Annotated in this window: 21 protein-coding genes and 3 tRNA genes; 21 read left to right on the forward strand and 3 right to left on the reverse strand. The window is 74.0% G+C overall.

The annotated features are described in order from the left end of the window. Positions 1 to 76 precede the first annotated feature (76 nt). The 3 genes from rplU to obgE all read left to right on the forward strand — a co-directional run bounded on the left by rplU (position 77) and on the right by obgE (position 2,241). Positions 77 to 394, forward strand: a complete 318-nt coding sequence (rplU, locus tag ACIPSC_RS06045; RefSeq protein ID WP_030058249.1) for a 50S ribosomal protein L21 — start codon at positions 77 to 79, stop codon at positions 392 to 394. A 12-nt stretch (positions 395 to 406) separates the two neighbouring features. Continuing rightward, positions 407 to 664 carry a 50S ribosomal protein L27 gene (gene rpmA / locus ACIPSC_RS06050; RefSeq protein WP_209416555.1) on the forward strand — a complete coding sequence of 86 codons (258 nt, stop codon included), beginning with the start codon at positions 407 to 409 and terminating at the stop codon, positions 662 to 664. A gap of 101 nt (positions 665 to 765) precedes the next feature. Then, positions 766 to 2,241, forward strand: coding sequence for a GTPase ObgE (gene obgE, locus ACIPSC_RS06055; RefSeq protein ID WP_400823479.1), 1,476 nt, complete (start codon positions 766 to 768; stop codon positions 2,239 to 2,241). A 92-nt stretch (positions 2,242 to 2,333) separates the two neighbouring features. On the opposite strand, the gene ACIPSC_RS06060 is transcribed toward obgE, so the two are convergent. Then, the gene (locus ACIPSC_RS06060; protein WP_400823481.1) at positions 2,334 to 3,203 is read right to left on the reverse strand and encodes a hypothetical protein; all 870 of its coding nucleotides are present in this window, start codon (positions 3,201 to 3,203) and stop codon (positions 2,334 to 2,336) included. A gap of 305 nt (positions 3,204 to 3,508) precedes the next feature. Between ACIPSC_RS06060 and proB the strand changes: the two genes are divergently transcribed. From proB to ACIPSC_RS06085, 5 genes are all read left to right on the forward strand, one after another. Continuing rightward, positions 3,509 to 4,645: a glutamate 5-kinase gene (gene proB / locus ACIPSC_RS06065; RefSeq protein WP_400823482.1), complete on the forward strand. Its 1,137-nt coding sequence runs from the start codon at positions 3,509 to 3,511 to the stop codon at positions 4,643 to 4,645. Between the two features lie 132 nt (positions 4,646 to 4,777). Then, complete coding sequence (locus ACIPSC_RS06070; protein WP_400823483.1) at positions 4,778 to 5,305, forward strand: hypothetical protein; 528 nt, start codon at positions 4,778 to 4,780, stop codon at positions 5,303 to 5,305. A gap of 272 nt (positions 5,306 to 5,577) precedes the next feature. Next, on the forward strand, positions 5,578 to 6,900 hold the full coding sequence (locus ACIPSC_RS06075) for a glutamate-5-semialdehyde dehydrogenase (RefSeq protein WP_400823484.1): 1,323 nt from the start codon (positions 5,578 to 5,580) through the stop codon (positions 6,898 to 6,900). A gap of 90 nt (positions 6,901 to 6,990) precedes the next feature. Beyond that, positions 6,991 to 7,584 (forward strand): hypothetical protein, encoded by a 594-nt coding sequence (locus tag ACIPSC_RS06080; RefSeq protein ID WP_400823486.1) that lies wholly within the window; start codon positions 6,991 to 6,993, stop codon positions 7,582 to 7,584. A 104-nt stretch (positions 7,585 to 7,688) separates the two neighbouring features. Further along, a complete protein-coding gene (locus ACIPSC_RS06085; RefSeq protein WP_400823488.1) occupies positions 7,689 to 8,747 on the forward strand; it encodes a hypothetical protein in 1,059 nt (352 codons plus the stop codon). Between the two features lie 134 nt (positions 8,748 to 8,881). On the opposite strand, the gene ACIPSC_RS06090 is transcribed toward ACIPSC_RS06085, so the two are convergent. Further along, positions 8,882 to 9,976, reverse strand: a complete 1,095-nt coding sequence (locus ACIPSC_RS06090; protein WP_400823490.1) for a M48 family metallopeptidase — start codon at positions 9,974 to 9,976, stop codon at positions 8,882 to 8,884. 245 nt (positions 9,977 to 10,221) lie between these two features. On the opposite strand from ACIPSC_RS06090, the gene ACIPSC_RS06095 reads away from it, so the two are divergent. The 8 genes from ACIPSC_RS06095 (at position 10,222) to ACIPSC_RS06130 (ending at position 14,960) form a co-directional block, all read left to right on the forward strand. Beyond that, positions 10,222 to 10,368 carry a hypothetical protein gene (locus ACIPSC_RS06095; RefSeq protein WP_313763738.1) on the forward strand — a complete coding sequence of 49 codons (147 nt, stop codon included), beginning with the start codon at positions 10,222 to 10,224 and terminating at the stop codon, positions 10,366 to 10,368. Positions 10,369 to 10,533: 165 nt separating this feature from the next. Continuing rightward, on the forward strand, positions 10,534 to 10,692 hold the full coding sequence (locus ACIPSC_RS06100; RefSeq protein ID WP_238741139.1) for a hypothetical protein: 159 nt from the start codon (positions 10,534 to 10,536) through the stop codon (positions 10,690 to 10,692). Between the two features lie 178 nt (positions 10,693 to 10,870). Continuing rightward, entirely contained in the window at positions 10,871 to 11,503 is a 633-nt protein-coding gene (gene nadD, locus ACIPSC_RS06105) for a nicotinate-nucleotide adenylyltransferase (RefSeq protein WP_400823492.1), read from the forward strand. 19 nt (positions 11,504 to 11,522) lie between these two features. Next, positions 11,523 to 13,340, forward strand: coding sequence for a LytR C-terminal domain-containing protein (locus tag ACIPSC_RS06110; protein WP_400823494.1), 1,818 nt, complete (start codon positions 11,523 to 11,525; stop codon positions 13,338 to 13,340). A 130-nt stretch (positions 13,341 to 13,470) separates the two neighbouring features. Further along, positions 13,471 to 13,941 (forward strand): ribosome silencing factor, encoded by a 471-nt coding sequence (rsfS, locus tag ACIPSC_RS06115; protein WP_400823495.1) that lies wholly within the window; start codon positions 13,471 to 13,473, stop codon positions 13,939 to 13,941. Continuing rightward, complete coding sequence (locus ACIPSC_RS06120; protein ID WP_400824090.1) at positions 13,938 to 14,585, forward strand: histidine phosphatase family protein; 648 nt, start codon at positions 13,938 to 13,940, stop codon at positions 14,583 to 14,585. Before rsfS ends, ACIPSC_RS06120 begins: the two co-directional genes overlap by 4 nt. Positions 14,586 to 14,777: 192 nt before the next feature. Further along, a tRNA-Ala gene (locus tag ACIPSC_RS06125) sits at positions 14,778 to 14,850 on the forward strand. Between the two features lie 37 nt (positions 14,851 to 14,887). Then, positions 14,888 to 14,960, forward strand: a tRNA-Ala gene (locus ACIPSC_RS06130). A gap of 66 nt (positions 14,961 to 15,026) precedes the next feature. On the opposite strand, the gene ACIPSC_RS06135 is transcribed toward ACIPSC_RS06130, so the two are convergent. Next, a complete protein-coding gene (locus ACIPSC_RS06135; protein ID WP_400823497.1) occupies positions 15,027 to 15,989 on the reverse strand; it encodes a helix-turn-helix transcriptional regulator in 963 nt (320 codons plus the stop codon). Positions 15,990 to 16,090: 101 nt separating this feature from the next. Here ACIPSC_RS06135 and ACIPSC_RS06140 point away from each other — a divergent pair, with 101 nt between their 5' ends. The 5 genes from ACIPSC_RS06140 to ACIPSC_RS06160 all read left to right on the forward strand — a co-directional run bounded on the left by ACIPSC_RS06140 (position 16,091) and on the right by ACIPSC_RS06160 (position 23,769). Further along, complete coding sequence (locus ACIPSC_RS06140) at positions 16,091 to 17,542, forward strand: MFS transporter (RefSeq protein WP_400823499.1); 1,452 nt, start codon at positions 16,091 to 16,093, stop codon at positions 17,540 to 17,542. 234 nt (positions 17,543 to 17,776) lie between these two features. Next, positions 17,777 to 17,849: transfer RNA gene (locus ACIPSC_RS06145), tRNA-Ala, on the forward strand. Positions 17,850 to 18,078: 229 nt separating this feature from the next. Further along, complete coding sequence (locus ACIPSC_RS06150; protein WP_400823500.1) at positions 18,079 to 19,479, forward strand: hypothetical protein; 1,401 nt, start codon at positions 18,079 to 18,081, stop codon at positions 19,477 to 19,479. 218 nt (positions 19,480 to 19,697) lie between these two features. Further along, complete coding sequence (gene leuS, locus ACIPSC_RS06155; RefSeq protein WP_400823501.1) at positions 19,698 to 22,592, forward strand: leucine--tRNA ligase; 2,895 nt, start codon at positions 19,698 to 19,700, stop codon at positions 22,590 to 22,592. A gap of 340 nt (positions 22,593 to 22,932) precedes the next feature. Further along, positions 22,933 to 23,769: a hypothetical protein gene (locus tag ACIPSC_RS06160; RefSeq protein ID WP_400823503.1), complete on the forward strand. Its 837-nt coding sequence runs from the start codon at positions 22,933 to 22,935 to the stop codon at positions 23,767 to 23,769. The last annotated feature ends 28 nt before the right edge of the window (positions 23,770 to 23,797 follow it).

Below are 23,797 nucleotides of genomic sequence, written 5' to 3' on the forward strand. Positions count from 1 at the left end.
TCGGGGGGAGGCCCCTGTGTCCGTACCCAGGCGGCTGGCATCTGGAGCTCCGACCGAGTTAGAAATGGGGTACCGCATGTACGCGATCGTTCGCGCAGGCGGCCGCCAGCACAAGGTCGCCGTCGGCGACGTGCTGGAGATCGACCGTATCGAGGCCAAGCCGGGTGACTCGGTGGAGCTCTCCACCATCCTGATCGTCGACGGTGACGCTGTCACCTCCGACCCGTGGGTGCTGGCCGGCGTGAAGGCTCACGCCGAGGTGGTCGACCAGACCAAGGGCGACAAGATCGTCATCCTGCGCTACAAGAACAAGACCGGTTACCGTCGCCGCCAGGGTCACCGCCAGCAGCACACCGCTGTGCGGATCACGAGCATCGACTCCGTCAGCAAGTAAGGGGATAGCGAGATGGCACACAAGAAGGGCGCAAGCTCTACCCGCAACGGCCGTGACTCGAACGCCCAGCGCCTCGGCGTGAAGCGCTTCGGCGGCCAGGTCGTCTCCGCCGGCGAGATCCTCGTCCGCCAGCGTGGCACCCACTTCCACCCGGGTGCCGGTGTCGGCCGCGGTGGCGACGACACCCTGTTCGCGCTGACCGCCGGTGCCGTGCAGTTCGGCACCCGCCGCGGCCGCAAGGTCGTCAACATCGTGGCCACCGAGGCCTGAGTCCGACAAGACTCACAATGAAGGGTGGGCCGGAATGTTCCGGTCCACCCTTCGGCTTTACCGCAGGAAGACCCATTGACTTCGCACTGGAGGCACTCCCCATGACCACCTTCGTGGACCGCGTCGAGCTGTACGTCGCCGCGGGTAACGGGGGCCACGGCTGCGCCTCCGTGCACCGTGAGAAGTTCAAGCCGCTGGGCGGGCCGGACGGCGGCAACGGCGGCGAGGGCGGCAGTGTCATCCTCACCGTGGACGCCCAGGTCACCACGCTGCTGGAGTACCACCACTCGCCGAAGCGCAAGGCCACCAACGGCAAGCCGGGTGCGGGCGGCAACCGCACCGGCGCCGACGGCCAGGACCTCGTGCTCGCCGTGCCGGACGGCACCGTGGTGATGGACAAGCAGGGCAACGTCCTGGCCGACCTGGTCGGCCACGGCACCAGCTTCGTCGCCGCCGCCGGCGGCCGCGGGGGCCTCGGCAACGCCGCGCTGGCCTCGGCCCGCCGCAAGGCGCCCGGCTTCGCGCTGCTCGGCGAGCCCGGCGAGGCCCGCGACATCGTCATGGAGCTCAAGTCCGTCGCCGACGTGGCCCTGGTGGGCTACCCGAGCGCCGGCAAGTCCTCGCTGATCTCGGTGCTCTCCGCCGCCAAGCCGAAGATCGCGGACTACCCGTTCACCACCCTGATCCCCAACCTCGGCGTGGTCACCGCGGGCGACACCGTCTACACCATCGCGGACGTGCCCGGCCTGATCCCGGGCGCCAGCCAGGGCCGCGGCCTCGGCCTGGAGTTCCTGCGGCACGTCGAGCGCTGCTCGGTGCTGGTGCACGTGCTGGACTGCGCGACCCTGGAGCCCGGCCGCGACCCGCTCAGCGACCTGGAGACCATCGAGGCCGAGCTGGCCCAGTACGGCGGTCTGGAGGACCGTCCGCGCCTGGTCGCGCTCAACAAGGTCGACGTGCCGGACGGCCAGGACATCGCCGACCTCACCCGCGCCTCGCTGGAGGAGCGCGGCTACCGCGTCTTCGAGGTGTCGGCGGCCTCCCGCAAGGGCCTGCGCGAGCTGAGCTTCGCGATGGCGCAGATCGTCGCCGAGGCCCGGGCCGCCAAGCCGGTCGAGGAGTCCACCCGGATCGTGCTGCGGCCCACGGCCGTGGACGACGCGGGCTTCACCATCACCGAGGAGGACGGCGCCTACCGCATCCGCGGCAGCAAGCCGGAGCGCTGGGTCCGCCAGACCGACTTCGCCAACGACGAGGCCGTGGGCTACCTCGCCGACCGGCTGGCCCGCCTCGGCGTCGAGGACCAGCTCTGGAAGAGCGGCGCCCACGAGGGCGACACCGTCATCATCGGGCCGGACGAGAACGCCGTCGTCTTCGACTGGGAGCCGACCATGGCCGCCGGTGCCGAGATGCTCGGCCGCCGCGGTGAGGACCACCGCTTCGAGAACCCGCGCCCGGCGGTCGACCGCCGCCGCGAGAAGCAGAAGGGCCGGGACGCGGCCGAGGCCGAGTTCCTCGCCTTCGAGGCGCTCTCCAGCGGCCGCCAGGCGGCCATCGAGGGCGACGACGAGGACTGATTGAGCCCGACGGGCCGTCGAGCCCGGACGCGCACGGCCCCCGCCACCTCCAGGTGGCGGGGGCCTTCGCGCGCCTCAGGGGCGACGGGCCGTCACTTGGTCCAGGCGGCCTGGAGCTTGAGCAGGTCGGTCAGGTCGGTGTAGCCGACCACGCCCGGGGTGTTCCCCTTGGACGCGATGATGGTGCAGCCCTTGACCTCGACGCCCTTCGCGAAGCCCTGGAACTTGGCGGCGGTGCACTTGGGGAGCGGGGTGGCGGCGTTCGCGTAGGAGTAGCCCTTCTGGCCGGTGCTGTCCCAGTACGAGAACTTCGAGTCCGGGGAGGTGAAGGAGAGGCTGGCGTCCCCGACGTTCTTCATCGTGTAGCTGATGTACATCGGAGTCTTGCCTTCGAGGCCGGTGGCGTCGATCTTGGCGGCGGTGAAGTCCTGGACCGAGCCGACCTCGATGCCGGTGACGGTGACCTCCAGCTTGGTGGCGACCTTGGACTGCTTGTCGGCGAAGTCGACGGTGGCCTTCTGGCCGATCTTCACGGTGGTGGCCGCCTGCGGGGCGCCGCCGCCGGCCGCGGCACCACCGGAACCGGCGGCACCCGCCGCGGCACCGGCACCTGCGGCGGCACCCGCGGAGGCACCCGCGCCGGCTGCAGCGCCGGCACCGGCGGAGGCACCGGCACCTGCGGCGGCACCCGCCGCAGCGCCTGCACCGGCGGAGGCGCCCGCGCCCGCCGCGGCACCGGCCGCGGCACCCGCGGCGGTGCCGCCGGCGGGGGAGGTGGCCGTACCGCCGGCCGCGGCGGCACCCGCACCGGCGGCACCGCCCGCCGGCGTGGTCGCGGCGGCCCCGGCGCCCGCCCCGGCACCGGCCGCGGCGTCCGCGTTGTCCGGGCCGCAGGCGGCGAGCGAGAAGGCGGTGGCGGTCGCCAGCGCGGCGACCGTGAGCTTCATGGTGTTCGAACGCATCTGTGCGCTTACTCCTGGGCACGCGCCCGCGAAACCGTTGCCGGCCTGCCCGTGCGGTGGTGCCCGTCCAAGATGATTGGAGACATGGGTACAGCGGGCAAGAAGCCGTCCCCCGATCTGGCTTGCGGTCAGGGACCATACCAGTCAGCCGGATCACCGGCCGCGCTGTGGCGGAGCCGTGACCGGCCCGGGTCCAGCCGGTGAAACGCGCTGCGGGCGCGGTGCCCCGATCGCGTAGATTGCGGGGGTGACGGCCGGGCACGCGCCCGCCGCACCCGCACCACACCGGAAGGGCGAACAGCGAGATGAGCGACGACTCACTGCGGGAGGAGGTGCTGACCGCGCGCCGGATCGTCGTCAAGGTCGGCTCCTCGTCACTCACCACGGCGGCCGGAGGCCTCGACGCCGACCGGGTCGACGCCCTCGTCGACGCGCTCGCCAAGGTGCGCAGCCGCCCGGACGCCCCGGAGGTGGTGCTGGTCTCCTCCGGCGCCATCGCGGCCGGCCTCGCCCCGCTCGGCCTGGAGAAGCGCCCCAAGGACCTCGCCCGCCAGCAGGCCGCCGCCAGCGTCGGCCAGGGCCTGCTGGTCGCCCGCTACACCGCATCCTTCGCCCGGTACGGCCTCCGGGTCGGCCAGGTGCTGCTGACCGCCGAGGACGCCAGCCGCCGCGCCCACTACCGCAACGCCTACCGGACGCTGGACCAGCTGCTGGCGATGGGCGCGATGCCGATCGTCAACGAGAACGACACCGTCGCCACCGCCGAAATCAAGTTCGGTGACAACGACCGACTCGCCGCCCTGGTCGCCCACCTGGTCCGGGCCGACCTGCTGGTGCTGCTCTCCGACGTCGACGGCCTCTACGACGGCGACCCGAGCCGGCCCGGCACCAGCCGGATCGCCGAGGTGGCCGGCCCGCACGACCTGGACGGCATCGAGATCGGCAGCGCCGGCAAGGCCGGGGTCGGCACCGGCGGCATGGTCACCAAGGTCGAGGCGGCCCGGATCGCCACCGGCGCGGGCATCCCGGTGGTGCTCACCGCCGCCAGCCACGCCGCCGACGCGCTGGCCGGCCGTCCCACCGGCACGCTGTTCCGGCGCACCGGCAGCCGCTCGTCCGACCGGCTGCTCTGGCTGGCCCACGCGAGCAGCCCGCGCGGCGCCCTGCACCTGGACGAGGGCGCTGTCACCGCGGTGGTCTCCGGGGGCGCCTCGCTGCTGCCGGCCGGGGTAACCAAGGTCGACGGCGAGTTCGCCGCGGGTGATCCGGTGGACCTTCTTGCCGAAAACGGCCACATCGTGGCGCGCGGACTGGTCAACTTTGATGCGAGGGAGTTGCCCCGCCTGCTCGGCCGGTCCACCCGCGACCTGGCCCAGGAGTTCGGCGCCGCCTACGAGCGGGAGGTCGTCCACCGCGACGACCTCGTCGTCCTGCGCGGCTGACCGGCCCGCGGGCGCCACGGACGGCTCCGCACGGGGTGGAGGCCCGGCCACGGGCGAGGAGGGGCGCAGCCGTTCGCGTCGGCCGGGGCCGGCGGGGACGACGACACGACATCGCCGAACAGGAGGCCGCCGGTGGAACGCAGGCGCGAGGCAGCGCTGACCGGAGGAACGGCGGGTCGGCGGCTGACCAGCATCGACGGCGGGCGCGCGAGCGAGGACCCCGCCGGGCCGGCCGGTCCGCCGCCGCACGGGCCGGGCGCGGTGCGCGGGGCCCGGCCGGAGCGGCGGGGCGAGGGCGAGCCGCCCGCCGCCCCCGAGCAGGCCCGGCTCTGGCACGTGGTGCTCAGCGTCTCCGGGCCGGTCACCCCGCTCTCCGAGCTGCGGGCGGGGCTGGAGCGGCTGGCGCACGACCACTCGTTCTTCCTGACCGCGCGGTACGCGGCCGACCACGCCGAGATCCGCTACTGGGAGCAGGCCCGCGACCTGCACGACGCGGCGGCGATCGCGCTGCGGCTCTGGGGCGAGCACAAGGCGACGGCGAAGCTGCCGCCGTGGGAGATCGTGGGCCTGGAGGTGGTGGACCGGGCGACGTACCACAAGCGCGTCGCCGAGGGCTTCGGCGACCCGCCGCCGCAGCTCGGCGGCGTGCACCCGTACTGACTTGTCGCGCCTCGTTTGTTTGCGCCTCGGCTCGCCGCCGGGGCGCTCCGACCCGGTGCCGACGGTCGGCGCTCCAACACCGCTCTCCCCCAGCCTCCGGCCGGGGGTGCCCCCATCTCACGGCGTCCTCGCTTCTCCCTTTCAGCACCGGCGCGCCCCTTTGGCTCGCTCGGCGGGGCCTCGGCTCGGGCAGGGGGCCTCGCTCGGCCCCGGGGAGTCTCACCGGGCGAAATGGGGCCGGGGGGCGGGGGCGCAGTCGCTACCCTTGGCGCATGACCAGCGACCTCGCCACCGCCGACAGCCCCGTCCTCGCCGTAGCGCGCCGAGCCCGGGAGGCCGCCGCCGCGCTTGCCCCGCTGCCGCGCCGGGCGAAGGACGACGCGCTGGCGGCGATCGCGGACGCCCTGGTGGCCCGCAGCGCCGAGATCACCGCCGCCAACGCCGAGGACGTCGCCCGTGCCCGCGAGGCCGGCACCGCCGAGTCGGTGATCGACCGGCTGACCCTCGACGACGAGCGGATCGCGGCGATCGCCGCCGATGTCCGCAAGGTGGCCGGCCTGCCCGACCCGGTCGGTGAGGTGCTCCGCGGCTACACCCTGCCCAACGGCCTGGACGTCCGGCAGGTCCGCGTCCCGCTCGGCGTGGTCGGCATCATCTACGAGGCCCGTCCCAACGTCACCGTGGACGCCGCCGCGCTCTGCCTGAAGTCCGGCAACGCCGTGCTGCTGCGCGGTTCGGCCTCTGCCTACCGATCCAACACCGCGCTGGTGGCCGTCCTGCGCGACGCCGTGGTGTCGGCCGGCCTGCCCGCCGACGCCGTCCAGCTCGTCCCGGGCGAGAGCCGCGACTCGGTCCAGGAGCTGATGCGCGCCCGCGGCCTGGTCGACGTGCTGATCCCGCGCGGCGGCGCCTCGCTGATCCGCACCGTGGTCGAGGGCTCGACCGTCCCGGTGATCGAGACCGGCACCGGCAACTGCCACGTGTACGTGGACGCGCAGACCGACCTGGCGATGGCCGTCGGCATCCTGCTGAACTCCAAGGCCCAGCGGGTCAGCGTCTGCAACTCGGCCGAGACCCTGCTGGTCCACCAGGACGTCGCGGACGCCTTCCTGCCGCTCGCGCTCGCCGCCCTGGCCGAGGCCGGGGTCACGGTGCACGGCGACGAGGCGGTGCTCAAGGCCGCCGAGGGCTCGCCCGCCACCGTGGTGCCGGCCACCGAGGAGGACTGGGAGGCCGAGTACCTCTCGTACGACCTTGCGGCCGCCGTGGTGCCCTCCCTGGAGGCCGCCGTCGCGCACATCCGCCGCTGGTCCTCCGGCCACACCGAGGCGATCGTCACCACCTCGCAGGCGGCTGCCCGCCGCTTCACCCAGCTGGTCGACTCGACCACGGTGGCCGTCAACGCCTCGACCCGGTTCACCGACGGAGGTGAGTTCGGCTTCGGCGCCGAGATCGGCATCTCGACCCAGAAGCTGCACGCCCGCGGCCCGATGGGCCTGCCGGAGCTGACCAGCACCAAGTACATCGTCACTGGTGACGGCCATGTCCGGGGCGAGGCGGCGCAGACCGTGGGCGGGTGGGCCGACGCCTGCTGAGCCCGGCCGCCGGGCGGTCCGTCACACGTGTGACGGACCAACTGCGAGGAGCCACAGACAAATCGCCCGCCCGGTAATACGCTGAATCCCGTGGCTGAGGATGTGGGGGGCTTGCCGTACCCCGACGGCGCCGACCACGGTGGTGCGGACGACGAGTTCGCCACCGTGGTCTTCGATGAGGCCTTCGTCCGGTCCGCCGCCGTGCACGAGCCGACGGCCAAGGAGCGGCAGCTCGCCGCCGCCGAGGCCAGGTTCGAGCCGGACACGGCGGGTGCGGGCTGGGGCTATGACGTTCCGGCCGGTGACGGGCTGCCGCTGGAGCTGCGGCCGTACCCGGGCGGGCTCGACGACGACCACCTCTACCCCGATCCGTGGTCGGGCCCCGGCCGGGCGGCCGGGCGCCGGAGCCGCAGGTGGAGCCGGGGCGGAGGTTTCGACCCGGCACGGGCCCGGCGCGGGCGCTACGTCGCCCAGCAGCGCTGGCACCGACCGGTGGCCTGGGTGCTCGCCGTGATCATGGGCGTGAGCCTGGTCGCGGTGGCGGTCGCGGCGATCTACCAGGGCGTGGGCGGGTCGGGCGGCGGTACGCCGCGGCGGCCCGAGTCCGGCAGCAGCAGCGCGGGGCTCGACCCCGCACCGCCGCCGGCCGAGCCCTCGCTGGTCGTCACGGCGCCGGCGGGCTGACCTGCCGGGGCGGTGCGCCCCGGGCCGCAGGACGGTCGTCGGGCGCCCGGGGAAAGTGCGCGAGCACCCTCGTGGCGGGGCCGGGTGCGCCTTACCCTGGTGTCATGGGTGACCCGCGCGAGCCTCCGGAGGGTGCGCCCGAAGGTGGTTCCGGAAACGAGGACGAGTACCGGTCCGTCGTCTTCGACGAATCGTTCGTCCGGGCTGCCCGGATCCAGGAGCTGTCCGCCCGGGAGCGGCTGGCCGGCCCGTTCGGCCGGGCCACCCGGCCGCGGGTGCGGCTCGGCCCGCTGGGCACCGTGCCGCGGCAGGCGCTCGCCCTGCTGCTGCTGATCCTGCTGGCCTTCGCGGCCGCCGTGTACTTCGGCGTCAGCTCGCCGAACCGGCAGTCGGCGCGGCCCGAGGGCAGCCAACTGACCGTCAGCCTGGTGGCGTTGAGCCCGGCTTCGGTGGTCCGCCCGGTCGCCGACCCGGCCGCTCCGTTCGCCTCGCTGCCGGCCGGCTACGGCGACGGCGCGATCGGCCTGGGCACGCCCACGGGGGCGGCCACCCAGCACTTCAGCCGGGTCGAGGTGACCAAGGCGCTCGACACCGTCCAGCGCTACCTGGTCGCCTCCTCGCTGGCGCCGTCGGCGCTGGTCCAGGGCGGCACCGCGGAGGTGCGGGCCTTCGTCACCCCCGGCGAGCAGGCGCACTTCGACGCGAGCGTGGCGCACCCGGTGGACGACCGCCACAACGCGGCCACCGGCTGGGTGGTCCGCTTCGACCCGGCGCAGGTCGCGCTGGCGGCCGACACCGTGAAGGTGGCCGGCGCGATGCGGATCGACGAGGCGGACAGCGGCACGCTGCAGATCACCACCGACCACACCTTCGTCTACGCGCTGAAGCAGGCCGGGGCGCCGAGCGGTGCGCCGGTGACCCTGGAGACCGTGCGGCGGCAGCTGACCTTCCAGTTCGACCGGATCGACCTGTCCGCCGCCCAGCTCCGGCTGGTGGACTCGGTGCTGCAGGCCGGTCCGGCCAACTGCGCCGGCTCGATGGCCGCGTACCTGCAGCCGGTGCTGGCCGGGCCGGACGGCACCCGGCCGCCGGCGGCGACGGCCGTCGACCCCGGCAACCACGCCCGCCCGGCCTGGCAGGTCTGCGGGGTGCTGGCCGGCTGACACCCGGGGTCCGGGGTCCGAGGTCCGGGGTCCGGGCCGGGGTCGGGGGCCGGGAGGCCCGGACGGGCCGGGAGACGCCGACGGCCCCCGGCGGGCCGGGGGCCGTCGGGACGGGGCCCGGTCAGTCCCTCGCGTCAGTCCCGGTCGCGGTCGTCCCGGCCGTCGCGGGGGCCGGGAACGTCGCCGTTGTTGTTGCCGCCGTTGCCGCGGGTGGCGTTGGCGAAGGTGTCACGGAGCTTGCCGCCGACGTTGGCCGCGCCGCCGGCCACGTCGCGGATCAGGCCCATCAGCGGGTCCTTGCTCTCCTTCACGGAGCTGCTGTAGTGCTCGGCGGCGGCCTTCCACTGCTCGCCGACCGAGGCGTCGGGGTCGTCGGTGCGGCGCGGGTAGGCGCCGGCCAGGATCGAGCGGTACTCGTCGCTCTCCGCCCACTTCTTCAGCTTGGCGACCCGCACCACCGCGAACGGGTGGCTCTGCGGCAGCACCTGCAGCAGCTTGAGCACGCCGTCGCGGAGGTCCCCGGCCTTCTCGTACTCCTCGGCCTGCTCCAGGAAGGCGTCCACGTTCATCTCGGCCGTGTTGTGGCCGCCGGCCAGCTTCATCAGGGCCCGCATGGAGGCCTGGAGGTCCTGGCCGGCGAGCAGCCCCGCGCGGTCGCTGGAGAGCTCGGCCTTGCGGAACCACTCGTTGAGCGCCGTGACGATCGCCATGATCGCGAGGTTGCCGAGCGGCACCCAGGCGATCCGGGCGGCGATGTTGGTGAGGATCATCAGCATCGTCCGGTAGACGGCGTGGCCGGACATCGCGTGGCCGACCTCGTGGCCGATGACCGAGCGCAGCTCCTCCTCGTCCAGCAGCTCGATCAGCCCGCTGGTGAGCACGATGATCGGGGAGTCGATGCCGATGCAGTACGCGTTGACCGTCGGGTCCTGGCTGACGTAGAGGTCCGGCACCTTTTCGAGGTCCAGCACGTAGGCCGCGTCCCGCACCATCTCGTGCAGCTCGGGGAACTGCCGCTCGGACGTCTTGACGGCGGTGGCCAGGAACATCAGCCGGATCGCGCGCTCGGAGACGAGCCCGGCGAGCTTCTTGAGCACGTCGTCGAAGCCGGTCAGCTTCCGCAGCGCGACCAGGGCGGAGCGGTCCGCCGGGTGCTCCCAGGCCCGGGTGGAGATCTCCGGGAAGCGCTGGCGGCGCCGGCTCGGGGCCTTCGCGGTGATGTCGGTCATGGTGTGGGTACCCTCCTGGTCGACGGCGGCCCCGGCCGGTGGCCGGCCCCCGCTGGTCTTCGCCTGCAACGACTGTCAGTGCAACGTCCGCGGTTGCGTACTCGTCCCCGGGCGGGCCCCTCCACGGCACGGACGGGGCCGGAGGGGGCAGTGGGCGGCGGGGGTGTGAGGGCGGTTTACCCTGAATGCCCTGGAGAGCCGGGACCAGCCCGGCCGCGGTACGCGTACGTCCGAGGAGCCCGCAGATGTCCACCGACGCCCTTGTCAGCCTGGCCGGACCGATCTCCGGGGAAGGCGGCCCGGGCCTGTTCCTGCGGATCATCGTGGTGGCCTCGTTCGTCGGCGTCGGCCTGCTCGCCTGGATCCTGCTGCGGGCCGGCCGCAAGAGCTGAGAAACCCCCCTCCCGCCCGGCTCCGGCCGGGCACCGCTCACGCCGGATCAGACGCGGTGGGCCGCCGAGCGGTTGCCGTGTAACCCCCCGTACGATGACGGGTGGGCCCTCACCGGCCTGCACACCCCCTGGTCCGTCACCCGAGCCGAGAAGGTCCCGCCGACCATGAGCACTGCCGCCGCACTTCCCGTCCTGAACCTGCTCGCCTCCGAGGGCGAGGGGGGCAACCACGACAGCCTCAACCCCTACCTGACCGGTGGTGGCGCGCTGTTCATCCTGCTGCTGCTGCTCTACGTGACCACCCGCTTCAACCGGGACCGCTGAGCCCGCCTCCGGGGACGGCTCGGGGAGCGTCCGGCGACCGCGCCGGCCGCTCCCTCACGCATCTGCGGGCCGGATCCGCCGGTTCCGTCCGGGCCCGCGGCCGGGCCCTGCCCGGGACTCCGGGGCCGTCACCCGGCCGTTCCCGCACCGCAACGGGCGTCGCGTATGGTGTGGCGACATGGGAGAACAGACCGGGAATCCCGGCGGACCGGCACCGGTGAAGCGGCGCCTCGGCGTGATGGGCGGCACCTTCGACCCGATCCACCACGGACACCTGGTCGCGGCCAGTGAGGTGGCGAGCGCGTTCCACCTGGACGAGGTGATCTTCGTGCCGACCGGGCAGCCGTGGCAGAAGACCGACCGCCACGTCACCCCGGCCGAGGACCGCTACCTGATGACGGTCATCGCCACCGCGGAGAACCCGCAGTTCTCGGTCAGCCGGATCGACATCGACCGCGAGGGCCCGACGTACACCGTCGACACCCTGCGCGACCTGCGCGCGCTGCACCCGGACGCCGACCTCTTCTTCATCACCGGCGCCGACGCGCTCGCCCAGATCCTCTCCTGGCGGGACTCCGACGAGCTTTTCTCGCTCGCCCACTTCATCGGCTGCACCCGGCCGGGGCACACTCTTTCGGACGCCGGGCTTCCGGTGGGCGGGGTCTCCCTGGTGGAGGTCCCGGCGCTGGCCATCTCCTCCACGGACTGCCGCAACCGGGTCGCCAAGGGCGAACCGGTCTGGTACCTCGTCCCGGACGGCGTGGTCCGCTACATCGACAAGCGGGCGCTCTACGCGCCGGACCGGACCTGAGTCCCGGAGGGGCGTGCGCATGAGTGACCGCAGGGGCGGCGGACAGCAGCCCGACGACTGGTCCACCGGGCAGTACCAGCAGCACCGGCAGCCGTACCAGGGCCGGCCGCAGCAGGGCGGCTACGACCAGCAGTCCTACGACCAGCAGCCCTACGAGCAGTACGACCAGTACGGGCAGCCGGTCCAGCACGGCTACCAGCAGCAGGGCGGCTACGGCCACCAGGAGCAGCCGTACCAGCAGCAGGGGTACCAGTCCTACGACCAGCAGTCCTACGAGCAGTACGACCAGTACGGGCAGCCGGTCCAGCCGGGGCAGTCGGCCCGGCACGGGTACCAGCAGCAGGGCGGCTACGGCTACCAGGAGCAGCCCTACCAGCAGGGCTACGACCCGTACGGGCAGCAGGCGCAGCAGTACGCGACCGCGCCGCAGCCCGTGATCGCCGAGCCCGAGCCCGCCCCGGAGCCCGCCGCCCCGGTACCGCCGCGCCCGCGCACGCCCCGGCCGGCCGCCGCCGCGACCGCCGCCGCGCCGGCCCGGCCCGAGCAGCCGTCCGAGCAGGTCGGCGGCAGCCGCGCCGCCAAGGCCAAGGACTCCTACGCCACCGGCGAGTTCACCTTCGTCGACGAGGAGGCGGGGGAGACCGAGGACGTCATCGACTGGCTGAAGTTCGCCGAGTCCCGCAGCGAGGTCCGCGCCGAACGCCGCCGCAAGCTGCGCAACCGGCTGATCGGCGTCGGCGTGGTGGTCGCCCTCGCGGCGGCCGGCACCGGCGGCTACCTCTGGTTCACCGGCGACAAGCAGACCGCGGCGACCGCGGCCGGCCCGCGCCAGGTCAACGTGGTGCACCTGCGCGACCTTCAGGGCAAGGTCTCCAGCGCGCTGCTGGTCAACGACACCGCCGGACAGAAGGGCACCGTGCTGCTGCTGCCGGACACCCTGCGGCTGCCCGGCCCCGGCGACCCGCCGGTGACCACCGTCGGCCAGGCGATGGACGCCATCGGCCCGTCCTCCACCCGCGACGGCCTGGCCACCGTGCTCGGCGCCCCGGTGGCCGGCACCTGGCGGCTGGACACCCCCTACCTGGAGCTGCTGGTCGCCCAGCTCGGCGGCGTCCGGGTGGACACCAACGCCGAGACCCACGAGGGCGGCAAGCCGGACGGCAAGCTGCTCTCCGCCGCCGGCAAGAACACCCTGCTCGGCGGGAAGGCCGCGGTCGCCTACGCCACCCTGCAGGGCCAGGGCGAGAGCCGGGACGCCCAGCTGGCCCGGTTCGGTCAGGTGATGGACGCGGTGCTGCGCACCATGCCGACCGAGTTCAAGGACGCCAAGGACGACGTGCACCGGATGAACGCCGTGCTCGACCCGTCGCTGCCCGAGGACGCCCTGGCCGGGGTGCTGGTGCAGCTCGCCCAGCAGGGCAAGGACGGCCACCTCGGGACGACCGCGCTGACCGTCAAGCCGGACGGCACGCTGGACGAGGCCACCGCCGGCAAGCAGGTCAAGGACGTCCTGGGCGGCACCGTGAAGTCCGCAAACGCCACCGACGCGCCGGCCCGGGTCTCGATCCAGGACGCCACCGGCAACGACCAGGCGGCCGCCGCCGCGCAGGTCCAGGTGGTCAACGCGGGCCTCACCTTCATCCCGGGCGGGGCCAAGAGCGCGCCGCAGGCCGCCAGTGAGATCCGCTACACCGACGACGCCCGGCAGGCCGCGGCGAAGTCGCTGGCCACCAGCCTGAACCTGCCCGAAACGGCGGTGAAGAAGGTCGCCGACGCGCAGAACGCCGACCTGGTCGTCGTCCTCGGCAAGGACTACCAGGCGCCGAAGTCGCAGTAGGCCCGGTGCCCGGCGCGGGGGGTGGTCCCGGAAATCGGTTCCGGGGCCGCCCGGGCGGCGTGAGATCCTGGAAGGCGATGCCCGGCCGTGCGCCGGGCGCGCCCCCAAGCAGCCGAGCCGGAAGTACACCGTGACCGCCACCGAGCACAGCCAGGAACTCATCACCGTCGCCGCCCAGGCGGCGGCCGACAAGCTGGCGCACAACATCATCGCGTTCGACGTCAGCGAGGTGCTGTCGATCACCGACGCCTTCCTGATCGCCTCCGCGAACAACGACCGCCAGGTCAAGTCCATCGCCGAGGAGATCGAGGACCAGCTGCGCGAGCAGCTGGACGTCAAGCCGGTGCGCCGCGAGGGCGAGCGCGAGGGCCGCTGGATCCTGCTCGACTACCTGGACATCGTGGTGCACGTCCAGCACTCCGAGGAGCGCTCCTTCTACTCGCTCGACCGGCTCTGGAAGGACTGCCCCGAGCTGCCGTTGCCGGCCGACGCGCTGGCCTCGCGCAACCGCCCCGACGCGCTCACCGACGCGGACGGCAACGCCGTCTCGCCGGCCGAGGCGGCCCCGGCGGACGACTTCGGCGCCGAGGACTACAGCTGAGCCGCGAGGCGCGGGGCCCGCGCATCGTCTTCTGGCGGCACGGTCAGACCTCCTGGAACCTCGAATCGCGGTTCCAGGGCACCACGGACATCGAGCTCACCGGCCAGGGCGTCCTGCAGGCCCAGCGGGCGGCCCGGCTGCTCTCGGGCCTGCGGCCCGACCTGCTGATCTCCTCCGACCTGAAGCGCGCCCGGCGCACCGCCGAGGAGCTGGCCGCCGTCACCGGCCTGGACGTGCAGCACCACGAGGGGCTGCGCGAGACCTACGCCGGCTCCTGGCAGGGGCTGACCAACGCCGAGATCCGCGAGCGCTTCCCCGAGGAGTACGTGGCCTGGGCGCAGGGCGAGCCGGTCCGGCGCGGTGGTGGCGAGCTCTCCACCGAGGTCGCCGACCGCGCCGTGCCGGTGGTGCTGGAGGCGGCCGCCAAGCTGCCGGAGCACGGCACCCTGGTCGTGGTCAGCCACGGCGGCACCATCCGCACCATGCTCGGGCGGCTGCTCGGCCTGGAGCCGGCGCTCTGGGAGTGCTTCGGCGGCCTGTCGAACTGCTGCTGGTCCGTGCTGGGCCGGGGCGCCCGCGGCTGGCGACTGCTGGAGCACAACGCCGGCACCCTGCCGCAGCCGGTGATCGGCGACGACACCTGAGACGACACCCGGGTGGAGCGGTCGGCGGCACCCGGGCGGGGCCGCCGGGGGCACCTGCACCGGGTGCCGAAGGCGGCTCCCGAGGGGGTCCACGGGGCGGATTTCGCAGTTCCGGGCCTGACCGGCTAGAGTCTTCCTCGTTCGCACGGAGGGAACGCAGCCCGGAAGGGAAGCGGGAGATCCGGTGAGTGCGGGGCTGTAGCTCAGTTGGTAGAGCGCTTGCATGGCATGCAAGAGGTCCGGGGTTCAATTCCCCGTAGCTCCACTCCGCACCTGCGGTCCGCGAGGACCGTGCGTGTCGCGGGGCTGTAGCTCAGTTGGTAGAGCGCTTGCATGGCATGCAAGAGGTCCGGGGTTCAATTCCCCGTAGCTCCACAGACCGTATGAAGGCCGTCACCCATCGGGTGGCGGCCTTCGGCGTTCCCGGCGCCGGGGCGGTGCTCAGGCCCCGCCGGGCCCGGCCCGGCCCGGGCCGCGGCGCTCCGGGTAGCCGCACGCGTGGCAGGGGTCCAGCCAGCCGCCGGGCGGCAGCGCGGCGAGCTGCTCGATCCGCTCCTGGTCCTGCGGGCCGTCCGGGAGGTAGACCACCACGTAGGTCTCCGGCACCCCGGGCATCGTCAGGTACGAGGCGTTCAGCCGCAGCGCCCCGACCTTCGGGTGCTTGAACACCCGCAGCCAGATCTCCGGCGGCGCCACCTCCTGGCGCTCCCACAGCTCCCGGAACAGCTCGCTGCGCGCCGACAGCCGCTGGACGTGCTCCTCCCAGACCGGCTCGCCGACGTGCTTGCCGTACGCGGACCGCAGCACCGCCACCATCCGCGGCAGCGCCTCGGCCCGGTTCACGAACGGGTTGCAGCACGGCGGGGCCAGCACCGTGCACCAGATGCTGTTGAAGCGCCCGCTGTCCGTCGTGATCCGGGCGGCGCCGAACAGCGACTCGTACGGCCGGTTGTACATCAGCACGTCGAACCGGGTGTTGGAGACCGCCGCGGGCAGCGGCGCCAGCGCGTCCAGGATGACCTGGGTCGACGGGTCCAGCGCCGGCGGGTCCGGCTCCGGGAAGTCGGGGGACAGCCCGGCGAGCCGGAACAGGTGCTCACGCTCGGTGCCGTCCAGCCGCAGCGCCCGGGCCACCGCCGCCAGCACCTGCTCGCTCGCGTTGATCGGCCGCCCCTGCTCCAGCCACGTGTACCAGGTGACGCCGACCCCGGCCAGCTGCGCCACCTCCTCGCGGCGCAGCCCCGGGGTGCGTCGGCGCAGCCCGGGCGGCAGGCCGACGTCCTCCGGGGTCACCCGGGCCCGGCAGGCCTTCAGGAAGCCGGCCAGCTCGGTCCGGCGGCGGTCCTTCTGCGCCCTGCGGCCGGGCTCGGCGTCGGCGGCGGTGCGGTGGTCCAGGACGGTCATGCCACCAGCCTGCCGCAGAGTGCGGCGCGGAAACAGGTGCTGCCAGTACCAGGATCACCAGGCTCTAACCACCAGTACCAGCCTGGGGCGAGCCTGGAGCCATGACGGACCTTCAGACCCGGCCCAGCGCGGCCGGCAGCAGTACCGCGGCCCGGGCGGTACGCCCCGGACTGCTCCTCGCCCTCGTCCTCTGCGGCCAGTTCATGGCCGTCCTGGACGTCTCCATCGTCAACGTCGCGGTGCCGACCATCCGCACCGACCTGCACGCCTCCGGCGCGGCCCTCCAACTGGTCATCGCCGGCTACACCATCGCCTACGCGGTGCTGCTCATCACCGGCGCCCGGCTTGGCGCCCGCTACGGATACAGCCGGCTCTTCAGGATCGGCCTGGCCGGCTTCACCGCCGCCTCACTGGCCTGCGGCCTCGCCCCCGCCACCGGCTGGCTGATCGCCTTCCGGCTGCTCCAGGGGGCCGGCTCGGCCCTGATGGTGCCCCAGGTGATGAGCCTGCTGCAGCGGACCTTCACCGGCGCCGCCCGGACCAGGGCGCTCGGCCTCTACTCGGCGGTGCTCGCCGGGGGCATGGCGATCGGCCAGGTGCTGGGCGGGGTCCTGGTCAGCGCCGACCTGTTCGGCACGGGCTGGCGCCCGGTGTTCCTGGTCAACGTGCCGATCGGCCTCGCCCTGCTGGCGGCCGGCGCCCGGCTGCTGCCGGACCTGCCCGGCGACCGGAACCGCGGCTTCGACGTACCCGGCCTGGTGGTGCTCGGGGCGGCCCTCGGCCTGGTGGTGGTGCCGCTGGTGCTCGGCCACGAACTGGGCTGGCCGGCCTGGGGCTGGGCGATGCTGGCGGCCGGCGCGGCCCTGTTCGCCCTGTTCGTGGTGGTCGAGCGCCGGATCGCCCGGCGCGGCGGGCAGCCGCTGATCTCCGGCCGGGTGCTGCGGGCGCCCAGCCTGCGCCCGGCGGCCCTCTCCCTCTTCATGATCATGGCGGCCTTCGCGGGCTTCCTGTTCGCCTTCGCCCTGCACCAGCAGGCCGGGCTCGGCCACGAGGCGCTGCGGGCCGGGCTCTGCTCGGCGCCGGTCGCGCTCGGCTTCGGGCTCTCCAGCCTGCACTGGCACCGGCTGCCCGCGCGGCTGCACGGAGTGCTGCCGGTGATCGCCGCCGCCCTCCTGGCCCCCGGCTACCTGCTGCTCGGTGTGCTGCTGCGGGACGGCGCGGACATCGGCGCGCAGGCGCTGACCGTGACGGCGGTGCTCGGGCTGGTCGCGGGCTGCGCGTACTCGCCGCTGTTCGCCCGGGCGCTGGCCGGGGTGGACCCGGCCGACGCTGCCGACGCCAGCGGGGTGATGGTGACGGTCGTCCAGCTCGGCCAGGTCGTCGGCGTGGCGGTACTCGGTTCGGTGTTCCTCGGCGGGGTCGACCTGCCGGCGACGGCCGGGGAGTCCGGGCACGCGCTGCTGGTGACCACCGCTGCGATCGCGGCCGCCGTCGCGGTGGCCGCGGTCGCGGCGGTGGCCGCAGGCCGGATCCGCCGGACGGCGAAGGGGTAGCGGGTGCCGTGCCGGTGCCGCCGGGAGCCCCGGCGTTACCGGCACGGTGTGCGGTGGGTGCGGTGGGGGCGGAGGGCGGCGGGCGTGGGGGCCGGCCGGTCTCCGCCGCGGGGTGGCCGGGCCGCCGCCGAGGGGCATCCGAATACGGATTCGTGGAGCACCCCTTCGACCGTGTAAAGTAGTCGATGTCGCCGAGGGAAACCGCAGGAAACCTCCGGTGACACTGCAGGTCAAGGGGCTGTAGCTCAGTTGGTAGAGCGCTTGCATGGCATGCAAGAGGTCCGGGGTTCAATTCCCCGTAGCTCCACAGGAATCGAGGGCCGCCTCCCGCTTCGGGAGGCGGCCCTCGGCGTTGTGACCGGCAGTCGGCCGGATGTGGTGGGCCGGTCGCGGTGGGCGCGTGCCGAGTGGCGACTGGCGGGTCGCAGGCGGGGCCCGATCGGCGCGCCGCGGCCACGTTCCGGCCCGGACCCGGCCCCGACCCGTTTTCCCGGACGCCCCGGCGGCCGGCCCCGGCGGACCGCTACCGTCGTTCCATGGCCGACCTGGAGCGCAGACGCAACGAGGAGCTGGCCCGGATACTGCACCAGCTCGGCTGGAGCCCGGAGCGCCTCGCCCGCGAGGTCAACCACACCCTGCCGCCCGGCCTGGCGATCAGCTCCACCGCCCCCTACAAGTGGCGTGACCGGGGCATGGTCCCGCGCAGCCCGCACGACCAGACCGTCTGCGAGGTGCTCGGCCGCACCCTCGGCATCGCCGTCACCTACGAGCAGCTCTGGGGCCGGATGGGCGGCAACCGGGGCGCCAAGATCCTCTCCCCGCACCTGCTCACCGATCCGTGGACGGCCGACACCGCCCAGACCGCGCTGCGCGATGCGGCCACCGACGCCGGTCCGGTCCGTCTGACCGACCTCTTCCGCGGCGCCGACCTCGACCGGGCCGCCGGGCGGCTGGCCACCCCGCCGCCCCCGGTCGGCGGGGGAGAGGGCGCGCTGAGGATCGCCCCGGCCCTGGTTGAGGAGCTCCGGCTCTCCCACCTGAGCAAACTGCGGCTGGAGCAGGCCTGCGGCGGCGGGCTGGTGCTCGGCCCCGCCCGGGCCGAGCTGGCCCTCGTCGCCAAGCTGCTGGAGCTCGGCGCCTACGACGAGCCGCTCGGCCGTGCGCTGTACGGCACGGCCGGCCGGTTCGCCAGGCTGGCCGGCTGGGCGGCGTACGACCTCGGGCACGACGCGGCCGCCCAGCGGGCCTTCGTCGCCGCGCTGCGGGCCGCCCACCTCAGCGGCGACCGGCGGCTGGGGGTCGGCGTGGTCGGCGGCCTGGTGGTGCTGGCCACCCAGAGCGCCGGCGGGCGGGGGTTGGACGCCGTCACCGCGCTGGCCGGCGCGCTGGAGGCGGCCGGGGACTCCCTCGACCCGGCCGACCGGGCGCTGCAGCTCGGGCGGATCGCGCGTGCGCACGGGCGGCGCGGCGAGAAGGACGCGGTGCGGGAGGCTGCGGAGCGCGCTTTCGCGGAGCTGGACGGGGGAGCGGGCGCGGAGGGCGGCGCCGGGGCCGCCGGGGCCGCCGGATCTGCCGGGGACGCCGCCACGGCCGGGGCCGGGGTCGATGCGACGGACACGGCCGGGGACCGCGGGGAAGCGCGGGCGGATCTCGCCGGCATGGTGGGGGAGGGCTACCTCTTCCTCGGCGACCACCGGCGCGCCCAGGCCCTGCTCTCCGAGGCGGTGGCCGGCCTCGGCCCCGGGCGGGCCCGGGCGCGGGCGCTGCTGATGGTCCGGCTGGCCGACTCCCAGCGCCGCACCGGCCGCGGCCGCGAGGCGGCCGCCACCGCCGACCGCGCCCGGGCGCTGGCCGCCGGCATGCAGTCCGAGCGGGTCGCCCGTGCCCTGCGCGACTTCGACGCGGCCTCCCGGACGGTATTGCCGGGAGGGGCCTGACACCCTTGCGGTACCCTGAGCCCATGCGAACCGTGCGCCTGCTCCTTAGCCGGCCGCGCTGACCAGGACCGGCCCCGCTCTCGGGCGGCTGCCGGAGTCGGCGTGGCGTCCCCTCCTGCGAGGGGCTTTTTTGTTTTCCACCGCCTTCGCCACCGCCCTCCCGGTCCGGCCGGCCGAGCGCGCGGTTCGCCCACTACACCGACGGAGCCAGAAGGACCATGAGCGAGACGACCCCTGCTTCCGGCGCGGCCGAGGCCGCAACCGAGCCGTTCCGGTACAGCGCCACCCTGGCGGCGGAGATCGAGTCCCGCTGGCAGGACATCTGGGAGAAGGAGGGCACCTTCCACGCCCCCAACCCCACCGGTGACCTGGCCGACCCGGCCGCCGGCGACGTCTCCGCGAAGCCGCACAGCTTCATCATGGACATGTTCCCGTACCCCTCGGGCGCGGGCCTGCACGTCGGCCACCCGCTGGGCTACATCGCCACCGACGTCTACGCCCGCTACCAGCGGATGACCGGCCACAACGTGCTGCACACCCTGGGCTACGACGCCTTCGGCCTGCCCGCCGAGCAGCACGCCGTCGCCACCGGCCAGCACCCCCGGATCACCACCGAGGCGGCCATCGCCAACATGCGGCGCCAGCTGCGCCGGCTGGGCCTGGGCCACGACCCGCGCCGCTCGATCTCCACGATCGACCCGGAGTACTACCGCTGGACCCAGTGGATCTTCCTGCAGATCTTCAACTCCTGGTACGACGAGGCCGCGCAGAAGGCCCGCCCGATCGACGAGCTGATCGCCCAGTTCGCCGACGGCTCGCGGCCGACCCCGGACGGCCGCGCCTGGGCGGCGCTGGACGCCGCCGAGCGCGACGAGCTGCTGGGCGAGTACCGGCTGGCCTACGCCAAGGAGGTGCCGGTCAACTGGTGCCCCGGCCTGGGCACCGTGCTGGCCAACGAGGAGGTCACCGCGGACGGCCGCTCCGAGCGCGGCAACTTCCCGGTGTTCAAGTCCAACCTGCGCCAGTGGATGATGCGGATCACCGCCTACGCGGACCGCCTGATCTCCGACCTGGACCTGCTGGACTGGCCCGAGGCCATCAAGCTGCAGCAGCGCAACTGGATCGGCCGCTCCGAGGGCGCCCGGGTCGACTTCGCCGTCGACGGCGAGAAGATCACCGTCTTCACCACCCGCCCCGACACCCTGTTCGGCGCCACCTACATGGTGCTGGCCCCCGAGCACGGCCTGGTCGACTCGATCGTCCCGGCCGCCTGGCCGGAGGGCACCCGGGCGGAGTGGACCGGCGGCGCCGCCACCCCCGGCGAGGCCGTCGCCGCGTACCGCGCCGCGGCCGCCGCCAAGTCCGACGTCGAGCGCCAGGTCGAGGCCAAGGTCAAGACCGGCGTGTTCACCGGCGCCCATGCCGTCAACCCGGTCAGCGGCGAGCCCGTGCCGGTCTTCATCGCCGACTACGTGCTGATGGGCTACGGCACCGGCGCGATCATGGCCGTCCCCGCCCACGACCACCGCGACTTCGCGTTCGCCCGCGCCTTCGAGCTGCCGATGCGCTGCGTCGTCCGCCCGACCGACGGCCGCGGCGACGACCCGGCCGCGTGGGACGACGCGTTCGACACCTACGACTCCGTCATCGTCAACTCGGCGCACGACGAGGGCACCGCCGACGGCATCTCGCTGGACGGCCTGAGCGTCGTCGACGCCAAGGCCGCCGTCACCGCCTGGCTGGCCGAGCGCGGCATCGGCGAGGGCACCGTCAACTACCGCCTGCGCGACTGGCTGTTCAGCCGTCAGCGCTACTGGGGCGAGCCCTTCCCGATCGTCTACGACGAGGACGGCGTCATGCACGCGCTGCCCGAGTCGATGCTGCCGGTGCAGGTGCCCGAGGTCGAGGACTACTCGCCGCACACCTACGACCCGTACGACTCCACCTCCTCGCCGAAGACCCCCCTGTCGCGGAACGAGGACTGGGTCAACGTCGAGCTGGACCTGGGCGACGGGCCGAAGACGTACCGCCGCGAGACCAACACCATGCCCAACTGGGCCGGTTCCTGCTGGTACGAGCTGCGCTACATCGACCCGACCAACGGCGCCGCCGTGGTCGACCCCGCCAACGAGCAGTACTGGCTGGGCCCGACGGCCGGCAAGCCGGGCGGCGGCGCCGACCTGTACGTCGGCGGTGCCGAGCACGCCGTGCTGCACCTGCTGTACGCCCGCTTCTGGCACAAGGTGCTGCACGACCTGGGCCACGTCGCCTCGGTCGAGCCGTTCCACAAGCTGTTCAACCAGGGCATGATCACCGCGGACGTCTACCGCGACGAGCGGGGCTTCCCGGTCCCGGCCGCCGAGGTCGAGGAGCGCGACGGCGGGTACGTCTGGCAGGGCGAGCCGGTCAAGCGCGAGGCCGGCAAGATGGGCAAGTCCCTGAAGAACGCCGTCGCCCCGGACGAGATCGCCGACGAGTACGGTGCCGACACGCTGCGCCTGTACGAGATGTCGATGGGCCCGCTGGACGTCTCCCGCCCCTGGGACACGCGTGCGGTGGTCGGTTCCTACCGCTTCCTGCAGCGCCTGTGGCGCAACGTCGTCTCGGAGGCCACCGGCGAGCTGGTGGTCACGGACGAGGAGCCGGACGAGGCGACGCTGCGTGCGCTGCACAAGGCCATCGACGGCATCCGCGGCGACATGGCCGGGCTGCGCTTCAACACGGCCGTCGCCAAGGCGATCGAGCTGAACAACTACCTGGTGAAGCGTGGCTCCACGCCGCGGGCGGTGGCCGAGCAGCTGGTGCTGATGGTCGCCCCGCTGGCCCCGCACGTCGCCGAGGAGCTGTGGCGCCGGCTGGGCCACGGCGACTCGCTGGCCCACACCGACTACCCGGTGGCGGACCCGGCGTACGTCGTCGACGAGGCCGTGATCTGCGTCGTGCAGATCAAGGGCAAGGTCAAGGCCCGGCTGGAGGTCGCGCCGTCGATCTCCGACGCCGAGCTGGAGGCGCTGGCGCTGGCCGACCCGGCGGTCGTCGCCGCGATCGGGGACGCGCCGGTGCGCAAGGTGATCGCGCGGGCGCCGAAGCTGGTCAACATCGTCACTGGCTGACGGTCGGCTGCTGGTGGCCGGCTGCTGACGGCTGACGGCCGGCGGTCGGTGGCTGTTGGTCGACGGTCTGCTGGGCGGGCGCTCCTCGGGGCGCCCGCCCTTCGGCGTTTCCGGGGCAGGCCGTGTGCCGGCCGGTGCGGCCGTCTCGCGGGGCCGTCCGGACCTCGGGGATTCCTCCGGGGCTCCCGGGGGGAGATCCCCGATCTGTCCCTGATCTCGGGCGCCCGAGCCCGTCTGGCGATGCCGGAGGCCCGGTGGGGCGGATACCGTGGAACCCAAGGCGGTCCGGCCCGCGTTGGGCCCGGTGGGGGCCGGTTCGGCTGGCGGAAGGTGGCTCGTGATGGACGTGCTCGGCGTGATGGTCGGCCTCGCCCTGCTCTTCGGACTCGCGATGGTGGCGCTGGTGGTGGTCGGCGTCGTCAAGGCGGCGAAGGCGGTCGGAGAGAAGGTGGAGCGCCACGAGGCCAACGCCCGGCGTGCCGTGGAGAACGCCACGCTCAAGGCGAAGACCTTCACCAAGCCCGGCCCGCAGGGCCAGATCTCATCGGTCCGGTTGGGCCTGCGCACCTCGCTCGACGGCACCCGGCAGGTCCTGGAGAGCGGCCTCGTCCAGGACGGCCAGCTCGGCGAGTCGCTCGCCCTGCTGCGCCGGCTGGACGCCCACGCGGCCGAGCTGGACGGTGAGCTGCGCATCCTGGAGCGCGAGCCGGACACCGGTCGGATCGCCGCCAAGCTGCCCGAGCTGCGGGAGCGGGCCGAGCGGATCAAGCACTCCGCCGAGACCATGCGCTGGGCCGCCCAGGACCGGATGCACCGCTTCGCCGACGACGAGCTGACCCGGCTCAGCCAGGAGTGCGAGACCGAGGCCGGGGCGCTGCGGCACTGGGACGCACCGGGCGGGGACGGTGCGTCCCGTGGTGACGGGGCCGGTGGCGGTGCTGCCGGGGGCGGGGGTGTCGGTGGCGGTGCTGCTGGTGGTTCTGCGTCCGGTGCTGCCGCCTCGGACGGGGCCGCTTCCGGCGGTGCCGCGTCCGGCCGGCCGTCGCCGCAGCGGGCCGGGCTGACCGACGGGAAGGGCGGTCGGCCGAGCGCCGAGGAGCTGCTGGGCCTGGGCGACCCGCTGGCGAAGCTGGCGGACCGGTTGCGGAAGCCGTCGGCGGGTCCGTCGGCCGGCTGAGCGGTCGGCCGAGCGGGCTGGGGCGGGT

Source organism: Kitasatospora sp. NPDC090091, from assembly GCF_044747365.1.
In the GTDB taxonomy this organism is placed as follows: Bacteria; Actinomycetota; Actinomycetes; order Streptomycetales; family Streptomycetaceae; genus Kitasatospora.